Annotated in this window: 9 protein-coding genes and 1 pseudogene; 4 read left to right on the top strand and 6 right to left on the bottom strand. The window is 51.8% G+C overall.

From position 1 onward, the window contains the following. Position 1 precedes the first annotated feature (1 nt). From KBW98_RS02325 to KBW98_RS02315, 3 genes and pseudogenes are all read right to left on the bottom strand, one after another. Entirely contained in the window at positions 2-2,035 is a 2,034-nt protein-coding gene (locus KBW98_RS02325) for a phospholipase D-like domain-containing protein (RefSeq protein WP_211518475.1), read from the bottom strand. 26 nt (positions 2,036-2,061) lie between these two features. Further along, positions 2,062-4,818: a type VI secretion system Vgr family protein gene (locus KBW98_RS02320; protein ID WP_211518474.1), complete on the bottom strand. Its 2,757-nt coding sequence runs from the start codon at positions 4,816-4,818 to the stop codon at positions 2,062-2,064. Positions 4,819-5,053: 235 nt separating this feature from the next. Further along, positions 5,054-5,458, bottom strand: a pseudogene (locus KBW98_RS02315) (DNA-deoxyinosine glycosylase); the annotation flags it as partial. A 189-nt stretch (positions 5,459-5,647) separates the two neighbouring features. Between KBW98_RS02315 and KBW98_RS02310 the strand changes: the two are divergent. The 4 genes from KBW98_RS02310 (at position 5,648) to KBW98_RS02295 (ending at position 8,745) form a co-directional block, all read left to right on the top strand. Next, positions 5,648-6,115 carry a hypothetical protein gene (locus KBW98_RS02310; protein WP_211518473.1) on the top strand — a complete coding sequence of 156 codons (468 nt, stop codon included), beginning with the start codon at positions 5,648-5,650 and terminating at the stop codon, positions 6,113-6,115. 3 nt (positions 6,116-6,118) lie between these two features. Beyond that, positions 6,119-6,709 (top strand): ImmA/IrrE family metallo-endopeptidase, encoded by a 591-nt coding sequence (locus tag KBW98_RS02305; protein ID WP_211518472.1) that lies wholly within the window; start codon positions 6,119-6,121, stop codon positions 6,707-6,709. A 471-nt stretch (positions 6,710-7,180) separates the two neighbouring features. Beyond that, a complete protein-coding gene (locus KBW98_RS02300) occupies positions 7,181-7,528 on the top strand; it encodes a hypothetical protein (RefSeq protein ID WP_211518471.1) in 348 nt (115 codons plus the stop codon). Positions 7,529-7,767: 239 nt separating this feature from the next. Further along, on the top strand, positions 7,768-8,745 hold the full coding sequence (locus KBW98_RS02295; protein ID WP_373888894.1) for a site-specific DNA-methyltransferase: 978 nt from the start codon (positions 7,768-7,770) through the stop codon (positions 8,743-8,745). A 23-nt stretch (positions 8,746-8,768) separates the two neighbouring features. On the opposite strand, the gene KBW98_RS02290 is transcribed toward KBW98_RS02295, so the two are convergent. From KBW98_RS02290 to KBW98_RS02280, 3 genes are all read right to left on the bottom strand, one after another. Next, the gene (locus KBW98_RS02290; protein WP_211518469.1) at positions 8,769-9,479 is read right to left on the bottom strand and encodes a hypothetical protein; all 711 of its coding nucleotides are present in this window, start codon (positions 9,477-9,479) and stop codon (positions 8,769-8,771) included. A 159-nt stretch (positions 9,480-9,638) separates the two neighbouring features. Beyond that, positions 9,639-11,261, bottom strand: coding sequence for a UvrD-helicase domain-containing protein (locus tag KBW98_RS02285; protein ID WP_211518468.1), 1,623 nt, complete (start codon positions 11,259-11,261; stop codon positions 9,639-9,641). Next, positions 11,258-12,982, bottom strand: coding sequence for an ATP-dependent endonuclease (locus tag KBW98_RS02280; protein WP_211518467.1), 1,725 nt, complete (start codon positions 12,980-12,982; stop codon positions 11,258-11,260). Before KBW98_RS02280 ends, KBW98_RS02285 begins: the two co-directional genes overlap by 4 nt. Positions 12,983-13,076: the final 94 nt, after the last annotated feature.

The raw sequence follows: 13,076 nt of genomic DNA, 5'->3' as shown, positions 1-13,076 counted from the left end.
TTCAGCCGAAACGTATGGTTGAGCTCCGGCCGTCGTCCAGCGGGACGATGAGGCCCTTCATCTGTTTGTCGATCGGGTCATTTGACAGCGACTTTTGCCTCTTCTTGTTTCGATTCATGAGCTTTACCCATTCCTTGAACGTTTTCTCAACTTCCTGCGGGGTAGCGTTCCCGCCGTTATTTTCTTCGGTGGCGAGCTGCGCCCAAACTCTTTTGCGCAGTGCAGTCGTATGCCGCGGATCATTTGTGGCCAGGTTGATCTCGCTGTCCACCGCCATGCTGCGCTGGTTCAAGTTGGCACTACCGAGCGTGAAGAATCCATCGTCGATCAGCAACAGCTTGGAATGGATGTAGATTTCGCGATAGCGCCACTGGCGCCGCGCCTGGTTGAACTCGCAGGCGTTGAGCACCGCAAGGCACACCTGCAAGCCATAGGTTTTCTCGAGGATCAGCTTGGAAGGCTTGTCGATCCGGTTTGCTGTCGAGATCACGTCCGGCAAGCTTTCCTGGGTCGCCCGCATGCCGGTCACGCCCCTGAACGCGTACTGCCTGGACGCCGCCTCGTCACGCCTAGCCTTTTCATTTGCTTCGTCGATCATCTTGACCTGTCCGGTCATGCCATCCTGCTGCCCCAGCGTCGCCAGGGTATCGTAGGTGCGCGGAACCATCTGCGCCTTTTCGGGCGCCGGAATGACAACGAAGACGTGCATTACCGGCAAGTCCTCGTTGGTCTTTCCGATCTTGGCGCAGTTGCGGTTCCAGCCGGCGATCACCTTCTTTCGAATCGCCAGCAAGTGCTCGGCCCAGTCCTGATATTGGAAATACTGGTTTTCCATGTACAGGTAGCCCGTCCCCGCAGCGGCGACGCGGGTCGCATTGAAGTAGATGTCCTTGATCGTGAAGTCGCCTTCCTCTGGCTGCGTCCTAACGATTTGCACAGTCGAGTTGCCGGGGGCGGCCTTGCGCAGTAAGGCTGACGGTGGCGCGCTGCACACGTAGGGCTTTGCCGGGGCAGCGCCACCCGCACGTTCCCAGGCCCGCTCGAAATTCTCGTGGACCGGGATGAGCGCCCGGCCACCCTCGATGCGGCAGGCATAGTCGCGGTAGGGCTTCAGGGTGTCGAAATCGAAGCAGTCCTTGACGCCCTCGGCGCGCTCCTGCTTTGTCTTGGCGCCGCCCTGCTCACGCAAGGGATTCTCGACGCAATGCTCCGGGGTATCCCAATAATCGGTCAGGGAGTTCAGGCCCATGACGTAAGCCACCGCCTTCTTGCCGTCGTCGTAGGCGAAGTCGATCAGGATCGGCTTTTGGTGATGGGTGCCGCCCAAGGTGAACAGCTTGCGCTCTATGGCGTCGGGCCTTCTCGCTTCTTGGCCAAGCGACTCGCCGATGCTGCCGGAATCGCCATCGCGCGTGCGAATACTGATGCCCTGCAGCCGTCCTGCGAACGCCGCCTTGTACCAGCTGCAGCAATACTCTTCCCTGGCCATCGCCGCTAGTTTGTCGCCCGGAATATTCCACTCCTTCTTATGTCGGTTTTCCCGGGCATGTTCACGTATCAGTTGCAGGCTCCGAGCCGCGTTGAGTTGCTGGACTGCGATATCGCCAGTCTGGATGGTCCAGGGACTCGTCCCGTGGGTATGACCCGGCATGTGCTGTTGCACCTTGCCGCCGCTGTAGCTGTACCAGACCAGCAGGCGTACCCGCACGCCGCGCCTTCCCGCCGCAATCAGGAGGTCGCCATAGGTCTCGGCGCGCGGCCAGTTGTAACCGTTACGCACCAATTCCATGCCCGGATCGAAACCCCAGCACACCAGGTCGATGCTTCCCTTCGCTGCCGCGATGTCCCTCGCGATGGCCGCGAAACCGTCTTTCCCGCAGATATGGATGCTGAGCTTGTTGTTGTGAGTAATGGGATGGGTGGCGTTGCCCTTTTTGTTCTTGTCTTCCACAAACCATTGGATGGTGGATGTCGCCTTGCAGCTCACCTCATCGATATGGACCTGTTCGGTTCGCAAATTTTTTTCAGAGCTCATGATGTTCCCTGTTTTATTCACAGCGATCAGAAGTAGGTGCGGCCTTCCGCTGAGCCGTCGAGCGAGCGCAAGCCCTCGTTGGAGAGGAGCTGCTCGTGGTACAAGGCTTTATCCGTCGGATCAAACTTCTCCCAGGCTTTCAGATCGAACTTGTCGCCGTTCGCCAGCTCGACCGTGTATCCCTGGGTGCCGCTCGCATGCTCGATGGCGATACGCCCAAGGTCGTCGGTGATGCCCTCGTCGACCTGGCTGCCGTTCTTGTAGAGTGCGTAAGGGACGTTCGCGAACGGGCGTCCGCTTCCAGAATGCGTTTGCAGCATGAAGAGCAGCTGCTTCGGATCCTCCGGCGTCTTCGGCTCCGTGATAGTGATCTTGTGCTTCGCCGATGGCTGCGGCCGGTTCTGGGGCGCGAGGGTCTCAAGGTTGCCGTGAAATAGTGCCGGCTTCGGCGCGAAGACCTGCATGCGGTCGGTGATTTCGACCATGGCTCCGGGGCCGTGCAGGCGCACCCCTTTCTTCCCCCTGATGTCGACCCAGTCGGATTGGCTGATCACGGATAGGACCTTGTGGGCGATAAGCTGGATATCGTCGTCATGTGCCTGCACCGTGATCTTGCCGGACGCCGCAATCAGCTTCATGCCCGCCTTGTGGACGAACAGGCGGAAGGTTCTCTTGATGCTTGCAAACAGGCTATCACCTGTTGCGATCGAGAGGCTGCGTCCGGCCGTGAGCGCCGTGTGCTCGGCGCTGGCGATATGGGTTGACTGTGCGGACGTCGTTTCGATGCCGGCCGGGCTGGCCAGGACCAGATGGGGTTGGGATAGCTCGGGGAATGGTTCGCCAGCACCGCGCACGGCGTCGTTTTGCGCTTTAAGCACATCGGCAACGTCGTGCTGCTGCCCGCCTTCCTGGGCCAGCCCCTGCAGTGCGGCAGTCGCCTGGTCATCGTGCAGCTTGTGCGCGGCATCCAGTCGCTTCGTCGTTTCGCCCATGTCCTTGATCGTCCCGCGGGCGGCCTGTCGCGCTTCGGTCGTGATCAGGAGCCCTTTGGCGGCACGCGCCACGCCGTGCCCATCGGTGCGCAGCTCCCAGCCTTCGCCACGCGCATCCTTGCGGCCGGCGGTGTCCTCGATACGCGTGACGTGGCCGAGCGAGAGCTGACTGCACTGGTGATCGCTTTTCAGCTGCGCCTGGATCATCTCCCTGGTATCGTCGAGGACGAGGTGATTGCCGCGTGCCCCCCCTCCCAGTTCCCGGCTGCGCAGACCGGCAAGCGACTGCTGCGCCGGCAGCGACCACGGCGGCATATGTGCCTGGTTGTAGAGGGCGCCAAGGATCAGCGGATGGTCGATATTCCCGTTGGGATAGACGACGGCCACTTCCTCGCCCACGCGCGGCAGGCGGATCTGCCCGAATTCGTTGCCGGCGGCCGGCGTCATCATCCTGATCCATGGCGAGCTGTACTCGTCGTACTTGCCCAGCCGGTCCCAATGGAACTGCAGTTTGACGCGCCCGTACCCGTCCGTGTGGATGTCGGCGCCGGCCGGTCCGACGACGATTGCCGTGTGCAATCCCGTATAGATCGCGGGCTCGCTGTTGTAGTGCAGGCCAGGGCGCCACCGGATGTCCTTGCGGATGCATGTAAAGCGGTTTTTATAGTGGGACGGTGCACTCGGGCCGGCCTGGTAGTTATTGGATACCTCATGGTCGGCGGACAGGATCAGGTAGAAGCGGTCCATGATGTTGCCGCGCGCCTCGCGGTTATACTCCGGTGAGCGCGACTCGGCGCTGAAGTGTCCGCCGAGCTTAAAGGTGCGCCCGGGCAGCACACACCGCTCATTGCCCGCCGCCTCGAAGTACTGCGTGTCCGTGTCCGCTTCGTCCATGCGCCGCGCTGCCACCTGTCCGCCATCGCTGTGCAGGCGAAAACCATAGGCGCCAAGATCTTCGTGGATCTCGTAAGCCGGGAAGTCACCTTGGCTATTCATGGAAAGTGCTTCGACGTGTTGGGCTCTAGGATTCTTGTAGTCGAAGCTCGTGAGGGTGGTCTGGCCCGAGCCGATACGTCGGACTGCAGACCACTCGTGGATGCCGTCGTCCTCGCGCGAGCCGCTCTGGTCGTGGAAGGAGATCACGTACGCTTCCTCGTCGATCGGCGCGGCCAGCAAACTGCTGTCCGACAGCATTAGCTTGTGGCAGCCGAAATCGTGCTCGTACCAGTAGTAGAGTCCAAGCGCCTCCCAGCGCCGATGCAAATGGTTGTAGTCGGTCTCGTTGTACTGGTTCGCGACGGTAATCTGCGGATCGTCGCCGGTCAGGCGCATCTGCCATTCCGCCTGGCGGTAGTGCTTGAGGGTTTGCTCGGTGATCTCGCGCACGTTCTTGTTGTGGAACGACATGCATGCCTTCCGCAGCCGAGCGAATGCAAGCCAGGGCTCGAACACCATCTGGTAAAAGGCGAAGCCGCCGTCGCTGCGCAGGAAACGGAATTCAGTGATGTAGCCGTTGAAGTAGCGTAGCGACCCATCTTCCCGCACCAAGGAAATGGTGACCATTTTTCCAATCGCGACTTTCAGCGGGATGCGCGGATCATTGGACAGTAACTCGGCCACACCCCGGAAGCAGCACGAGACTGCTTCGTGAAAGACCAGCTTGTTCGGCAGGAGAATCGCTGGTGGGCCGTCTTCGAAGGGAAAGTCCAGCCGCATGAGCCGCTTGTGCTGGGATGCACCGCTGAACGCCAGCAGTAAGGCATCGGCCGCGATGGCCGAGATTTTTCCCATTGATTGCCTCCGATGGCCGCACGACTTGGCCGAGGTGAAGAAAATGTTCAGCGAACACCTTAATCGGAGGCTGCCAAGAGGCATATGACCGGTATCAACAGGCTTCTCTGCACCAACTTCAAATGTTTCCTAGGAGAGTCTGTTCATGTCGAGAAACCTGAAGCGGCATAGCCAAGCGCGCCGCAAGGGCACACAACAATCCTTACAAGCTCTTCAAACCAGCCAGATACCGCTTTTAGAAAAACGATGCATGCAGATATCCCGGTCCTGTTTGCCCTAATTTTTCCCAGACCGCCAATTTCTGGCCGAATGTCTGCGCCATGTGCGCCGGAGAACTCGACGGCAGCACCACCGTGCGGTAGCCATGCGCCGCGAACTGCGGCGCGAACTTGCCGGATGCCTGGCCGTTGAAGCCCACCGTCTCCAGTCGCGGACACAGCACGCGCAGGCGTTCGAAGTCGTTCGCGGCCGGCTTGCGGATCGCGGAATCCAGGCTGCCTTCGCGCTCGCAGGCGGCCAGCACGTCCCACAGCCCGACATGATGGGCCAGCAGGCGCGGCAGGCGCTCGGCGTAGGGCAGCGAGGCCAGGTCCTCGCCGGTCACGGCAGAGATCAGCCGCCAGAACTGGTTGCACGGGTGCTCAGTTTGACACCACCCTACAGAAGGTTATGTGCATATGAGGGGTGGGCGAACGCCCTAGCCGAGCTGCAAGTACTAAGCCTTGCTGCTGGGAATTTGGTAAAATCGCGAGATTTGGCTGCGAGGTCCAAACAGCGCATGCACGCTTGACCTAGAGCCCCTCTCACTGTATAAATAGACAGGTACCAAATGGCAATTCACAAAGCTGGTTTGTTTTCAGGGATAGTGGGCGGGCTTCTCTCTGGGGCTGCGACCTTCGGTATCATGAACTATTTCTGTACCGTAGTGACACGCCCTTCGCTCTCAGATGCTGTTTCAATTGCCAACACATACATTGTTTTTACAACAATCATATTCGTTGCAATCACGCTGTTTCTTACTGTTGCTGGTCTCTGGTTCACACAACAGTTTGCAGCGAGCAAAGAACTCCAAATCAAACATCTAATCTCAGAGATCGAACAGAAGTTGGCTGATAACGATGACGAGGTTGGCGTAAAGTTGGTCGACAAAGCCTTTTCCAATCAGGACGTTTCGCGTCATGTTCAAGAGATACTGGAGTCTAAACTTCAGCAACTCATCAACAGCCTGAGAGAAAGTGCGAAAAACGATCACGCTGCAGCTGACGAGTTATCCAAAAAATTAAAGTCAGGAGCATAGCCGATGAGCGATATTACTGAATCCCCAAAAGCGAACAATGCTCGATTTCCATCAGCACGAGCATTATTCGAGCATTTAGAAGCTGAGCATGGCTTCCAACTAACTGCGCCAGTTGATTTAGACGCGATTGCTGCGCTTGTTGGAGTTGAAGTGGAGGAATTCGTCGACCTCGGGAACATGTCCTCAGTTGGTAAAATCTCGTTGACTGAGAATGGCCCGAAAATTTGGATCAATCCGCTTGAAAACAGCTACACTCCACGCCGTCGCTTTACTCTGGCACATGAATTAGGCCATTATTGTTTGCATTTGTCCGAGTCGAGGAAATCTTTTGTTGATACAAAGACGACTATGAACCGTACCGAATCATATTGGGACGTTTATGAATCCGAAGCAAACAACTTTGCAGCCGAACTGCTTATGCCAAAGCAGCTGATCATATCCGAAGGAAATAAGATCATCAGCTCTTATAAAGAGGAGCACGGCGACGATGTGTCAACCTCAGTCTTTACTGATCTGCTAGCCAAACGGTTGGGCGCATCGAACAAAGCTATGGAATTTCGGCTTTCCAATCTTGGAATCATAAAGAAAAAATAATCCAGGTTATCGCTGCTTTATGCGGAACGCTTTCAGCCAAGCCATTGGCTGAAAGCAGTCAAATGCTAATTGACATCTCCCCGCCTTTCTAAATCAATATCGGAACGAGTCTTCATTCGATTCAGTTAGTCGCGCGTTTATTATCCAACCGCGGCACTTCAGTTTGCCCTTAATCAAGTCTTCATCCAAGACATTCTCGCAGACGACCCAATCCGTTAAAATCCTTCTGTTTGCTAGTTCGAACTATTAAAGGCATGGCGTGTGTACTCATTTTGACACCCTGCCTGATGCGAACGTGCTTTGCTGAGGAAGAGGTGCTAACCCGTACATCTCTAGTATTAGACTGTCTCGAGCATGAGTTAGCACCGCGTAACCCAGGAGAAATGTTGCACTGAGGCATCAAAAATCATGTACGCTTCCCAAGAAGCAAGATATGATTCTCTTGTTATTTTTACAACACAGGAGAATGCGATGAACCTTCCTTCCGACAAGAAGTCCCTATCTGCCTCTGATAAAAAAGCCATCACAAATGTTACCGACATTGCAATGTCGGACAATCTGCTGCCTGTACCCTCTTCTCAGAAAAAGTCAGCAGACGAACTTCGTAAGGCAATCAAGGCTCTCGACGCTGAGCGAACCGAACTAGTTACGAAGACTATCGAAAATATTAGGCCAGGGCGGCCATTCGATTCTAGTGTTGTGCGAGAGATCAACAAACTGGAGACGAAGAAGAACCGGATGATTGTCACTCTTTTCGCACTTCTTATGAAAAATCCAAGCGACATCCAAGCGATTATTCACCAAATTATCGAGCTCTGACTAAAGAGCGTCGCGAGCCGTCAACAGACAGCGATCACACTCACATTTCACGCTAGTATCAAACCTAGTGACGGTCGTGACGTGTGATCGAGGTTTATAATGAGTGCGAAATTGCTGACGTATTACTACCCACTACGGCAGCACCAACGAACCACCTTAGCTCATGTATCGGTCGAAAAGCCAGACGAGATACCTCACTACTAAGGCGCCTCAAAGAATATTAGATTGAAAGCTTGCAAGTGAAGTTGCTTAAAGAAAAAATCTCCCCTGATGTAGAGCGACCAATCGTAGGCGACGCTACTTCGACATCTAAACCAATTTTACAAACTGCTCTTGGGCAGCTGTTTGAGGACGATTGCATAACAATGATGCAATCAATGCCAGCAAACACTGTTGACCTCGCTTTCGCAGATCCGCCATTCAACTTAGGCAAAAAATATAGTTCAAAGATAAACGATCAAAAGTCTGAAGCTGATTACCTTGAATGGTGCAAGGATTGGCTTGACGAAATGATTCGGGTTTTAAAGCCCGGAGGCTCGTTGTTTCTGTGGAATTTGCCTAAGTGGAACATCCCGCTTGGAATGCATCTTAGTCAATCTTTGAATTTCCGCCACTGGATATCCGTTGATATCAAATATTCACTTCCTATAGCTAATAGATTGTACCCGTCGCATTACTCACTTCTGTATTATGTGAAAGGCGATAAGCCAGCAATCTTCCATCCGGATCGCACACCAATTACGTGTTGCCGACATTGTGGCGGCGAACTTCGGGACTACGGCGGCTATAAGAATAAAATGAACCCCAAAGGCGTCAGTTTAGCTGATGTTTGGACTGATATCCCGCCAGTACGCCATGCAAAATATAAAAAGCGGGAGGCGAATGCTCTCCCGTTAAAATTAATGGATCGAATCATATCTATGGCCAGCGATCCGGGCTCATTGGTCCTTGATCCATTCGGAGGATCGGGAACTACTTTTGTTGCAGCAGAGCTGAACGGGCGACGCTGGATTGGGGCAGAACTTGATTGCTCAGCAATCACCGAACGTTTTGAAACTATCCAAGGCGATAAAGATCACCTTGAAGAAATTCACGGTGCAAAAAACATTCTCTTTCGAGAAGAAGATCTCGCGAAGCAGCGGAAGACTGGAAAGAAACTGTCTAAAGATTATCGCATCGAACAGAGCGACGATACCTGTGTCTGCGGGAACAAATAATCTTCAACTGCAACGCGATTTAATCACCCTCTGGCTCTACCTTGCGCAGCTCTTCCGTCATTACCGGTAGGCAAGTACGGTAGATTCTGGTCGTTAGACAATGCATCGTGCTCTACGACAGTAATCGCCAGCAACCCTCGCTGAACTGTTTGCCTCAGGCTCTCCCACATCTCTAGATAACCTGAGAGCTCAGCGATGTTACCAATCCTATCCGTCAAATGAAGATAGAGATCTCGACTTGGAAGAATAAGCACGCCCGCCTGAATAATCCCGGTTTTCAATGCAATTGCAAGTTTATTCATTGAACGGTGGGAGGAAGAGATATTCCCAGTCTCCCACTCGATAGCTACTTTTAATCCATCTTCAGTGGTGGTCACGAAATCGAAGCCACCGAAGCCAGACGAAATAGGTTCGCGATAATCCTCGCCGGACGGATATAGCATTATCGCCGGTTGTTGTCGATCCCGTCCCAAGTCTACGTCACCTTCTGAACGCCACCCCTCAACATCGACCATATTGCGTAAAAAGTGACTACGTAAGTAGCCGACACCGTTCCGGTTGAATTGAGTGCTGTCAGGGCGAAGAGCCTTACTCCTGATCGTAAGTGCACCACTATTCAAAGGATGATGGATATTCTCGATCGCATTTTTATAGCTGTTGTGAACCGTTCTCCAACCGTCCGAAGACATAACGTCGCCTTCATTAAAAACTACCAACGTTCGCAGCCATCTCATTGTCTGTGCTCCTATATGTGAATCTCAATACTATAGGGCAACACTCTGATTTTTGCAAACTCTTCGCGGTCTAGCCGCTTTTGATCACGCGGCCAGCGCCGGAAGTTTAGAGATAACCTGGCCCGATTAATACACTATCTAATCGCCTTTATCGCGGCATTACTGATAAAGGCCTGCTAAGCCAGGCTTGTCGAAAAATTGCGAAGAGCGAGCGTTTTTAACCTGATTAGCAAAATTATACCGCTGAGTGGAGGTGAGTAGAACACAAGCTGCTTGAGCTCTGGTAATGCCTACGTAATGTAAATTAAGACATTCTTGCTCGTTCTCGAAGACTTCGTCGTAGCATCCCTGTATGAAAACGCGCCTAGGAATAATCCAATCATACAAGTCCAAGTGGAATACCACTTTGAACTCTAATCCTTTTGCTTTATGGAGAGTTAATATTTGAACTTCGTGATCGGAAATCGCATCGAAAATTTGCATCTCGGACGGCTGAGCCAAGACTGCCGTGAGTTCCTCTAATGACTTCGCAGGTACTGCCTCGGCTACTAATGCTTCTGCCGCTTGGATCAGCGCAGCGGCCAGCCCCTCGTCATTGCACTTTCGGCAAGCAATGACAAATTTTCTCAGACTAACTAGCTCACTTCTTTTGATACTTCGCAAGCAGAACTCATCAATAATCGATTGTGCAGTTAGGCGAATGTCCCTTCGAAAACTCAGCAGCGCGCAAAAGATTGTCGAGCAAAGCGCAGTTGACTGAGTCAGCACGTTATCATTAAATAGCCTGGAGGGAAAAGATAAATTGCTCTTTACTATAACCCCAGTGCTTGAATTACGAACTAGAATCCCTATTTCCCGGTTGTGCACAACTCCGAAATGAACCTTCACTTGCTCAAGAATTGAGTTTATCCAAGCTACTACTTCTACTTGAGTTCCGGTGATTTGTCGCCGAAAGACCTGTATGCTCTGCGCCGGCTGTAGAGCACATGACTGATCAAGCAATCTATTTGCATAATTTATTATCGAAGGATGACAGCGATGATTGATGGTCAACTCAAGATGTTGATACCCGCTATTACTCAAACAAAGCGATTTTAGATAGACCGGATCTCGATGGGCGAAAGCGAAGATCGATTGATTTACATCTCCAACGGCAATAGAAAGAATTCCCAGATCTCGGAACCTAACGAACAATTTATGCTGAGGTTCCCCCGAGTCCTGGTACTCATCTATGAAAATAGCAGAATATTTTGACTTCAAATAGCGTCTGCATGCCGGAGAATTCTCAAGGACATAATGGGCCAAGACGCCAACCGACTCCATCAATATTACGCCGTTTTCATACAACACCGTCAGTCTATCTTTGAGCGACTCAGCATGACCTGTGGTTAACGCATGGATTGAGACATCGTCAAACGCCGCTTTTTCGCCTTCGGTGAACGACGAAAAATATTTTACCTCCAGCTTTTTAGGATTTTTTCCACAAACATGACCGAAAAACGGAGCAATAATTTCTGATATCGAGAACGCATCGATTGTTCCGAAAAATGATTTTTTCGTATCAACGCCATCGAACTCACAGCGCCGCTTCAACTCTGCGCTAGCTTTTCTAGTGTACGAAATCGCAATAATCCCGCGATACGATGGAAGGGATGGCAAAATCTGTCGCACTTTGGCTGCGATGACGGCCGTCTTTCCACTTCCTGGACAGGCTGTAACAACCATGTGCGAAGGATAGTCAAGGACCGCTTGCTGCTCGGGAGTGGGTATAAATTTTTTCATGCAACCACCGAAATGGCTTTTGCGACACAGTAATGTAATGGACGCGCTAATTCGCCTGCACCTTTACTCTCTAGAGCAGAGGCATGGTTAACTAAAAACTCCCTCATTCGCACTGCTTTTTGATCTTGAAGGTAGCTAATTGCATCTTTTACAGTTGGCCCCTTAAACGCAACCATCTCTGCCGGAAGCTCGTCTGCCAAATCTGTTTCCAGATCAATTTTCGACAAGAACAAACCGTGAGGGTTCACGAGATCGGAAACCACTTTCCAAGTACCGTCAGCAACGCTGTCGATTTGCGCGTACGGAGTCGGCTTGTGATCTAATTTTTCCTGCTTCGACAAATATAAGCAGCGGTTAAAGCCGGCTAGTTGTCGAAGTATGATTGGGGCGGTTCGAGGCCCTGTAGATATATTTGAAATGTCGTTATCGGTTCGGATTGCCCAAGGAATTTCCATGGCGTTCAGAATTGATGAATATACCTCGAACTGAACACCATCGACAGATAGAATCGATATATTATAAAAATCTAAATCGATTTTTAGCTTCTTTGCCAACGTTCGATAGAACAGTAGCTCGGACGGGCCTTCGACGAGAAAGACGACAGAAGAGAAGAATGCTTCGGCCGGTAGGATGCTAATTCTATAACCCATATCATCCCATGCGTCGCTAATACAATCAGAGCAACCTTGGCTAGCGGCAACGGTTACGCCTTTTTTAGCGAACAAGCGAACAATAGAATTTGGAGAGAAAATAGATGCGATTTGAGGGGAGTGCGTAGTTACGATCGATTGCCCAGGAAGGTTTTCGCTTAAATAGGAAGCGAGCTTCCGCTGCTGGTGTGGATGTAAATGAGCCTCAGGCTCTTCAACGCAGTAGATAACTACTTCGTTATCCGTATCGTGTTCCCGCGCGCTCTTTGCTTTCCAGAGCGCGAGAAGTATTTGGTTATTCCTTCCATCGCCACCGAGCATCATCTTCGCACCGTTTGCACTCGCGGCCAGCTCTAGCTTTTCTACGAACTGTTCGATTTCAATTGCACCGGTATCCAACTGCACCGTATATGGAGAATTGTGATAAGCCATTGCTTTCAACTCAGCATTCACATCATCCGTTGCAGCTGTCACATAATTTAACTTACGTATTCTCTTGTTAATACGGAGCAAAGATGCGCTAACCCGTGACAAGATTAAGTTGTCGTTTTCCTGCTCAGGAAGGGTACGCTTTTCCTGAGAAAGGCGCAGTAGATGCTTCTTCTCAGTCTGAATGAATTTGGTAAGGTCACGTTGGGAGTTTACATATTTTAGGTTCAGATGCTTGAGGTAAAACCGCGAAGTGATTTCTTCCATGCTGCTTAGATCGCGGCCGACATGTAGTTTGTATTCGAGACTATCTCGCGAGGCTGAGTACCGAAAGTACGTGGTGCCGTCATCATCGACTTTCCCTGCCAGTTGAGACAGAACCGCATCTTCTTTCACGTCTATGAACTTGATCGTGATTTCTAAATTCTTCTCGAAGCTACCGTCTTCGTTAATATGAAAATCCAGCTCTGAAGGTTCAATATCAAGGTCCGACAGACCTTTGTCCAAAAGTAACCTTAAAGAATACAGAAAATTAGTCTTCCCGACATCGTTACCCCCAATAATTAGTGTTTGACGGTTCAGTCTAACGACAGCGTCTTTGAAGTTACGATATCCTTTAAGAGTTACCGAATCGATTTCCATACATATCCAATCAAGAGCGAATTCGCGAGATTATTCATAACGCATGTGACTCACGTCACTTAGCTTTAAATTCCGGGGTGTGATGAGCTAGCTT

It is taken from the genome of Massilia sp. ST3, assembly GCF_018119405.1.
GTDB lineage: Bacteria > Pseudomonadota > Gammaproteobacteria > Burkholderiales > Burkholderiaceae_D > Telluria.
The sequence above is the reverse complement of the archived record's forward strand: the minus strand, read 5'-3'. Positions and strand labels throughout refer to the sequence as shown.

Excerpts from the sequence above, each read along its gene's own strand:
- KBW98_RS02325 (WP_211518475.1), bottom strand. The coding sequence starts at position 2,035 with ATGAGCTCTGAAAAAAATTTGCGAACCGAACAGGTCCATATCGATGAG.
- KBW98_RS02320 (WP_211518474.1), bottom strand. The coding sequence starts at position 4,818 with ATGGGAAAAATCTCGGCCATCGCGGCCGATGCCTTACTGCTGGCGTTC.
- KBW98_RS02310 (WP_211518473.1), top strand. The coding sequence starts at position 5,648 with ATGGCAATTCACAAAGCTGGTTTGTTTTCAGGGATAGTGGGCGGGCTT.
- KBW98_RS02305 (WP_211518472.1), top strand. The coding sequence starts at position 6,119 with ATGAGCGATATTACTGAATCCCCAAAAGCGAACAATGCTCGATTTCCA.
- KBW98_RS02300 (WP_211518471.1), top strand. The coding sequence starts at position 7,181 with ATGAACCTTCCTTCCGACAAGAAGTCCCTATCTGCCTCTGATAAAAAA.
- KBW98_RS02290 (WP_211518469.1), bottom strand. The coding sequence starts at position 9,479 with ATGAGATGGCTGCGAACGTTGGTAGTTTTTAATGAAGGCGACGTTATG.
- KBW98_RS02285 (WP_211518468.1), bottom strand. The coding sequence starts at position 11,261 with ATGAAAAAATTTATACCCACTCCCGAGCAGCAAGCGGTCCTTGACTAT.
- KBW98_RS02280 (WP_211518467.1), bottom strand. The coding sequence starts at position 12,982 with ATGGAAATCGATTCGGTAACTCTTAAAGGATATCGTAACTTCAAAGAC.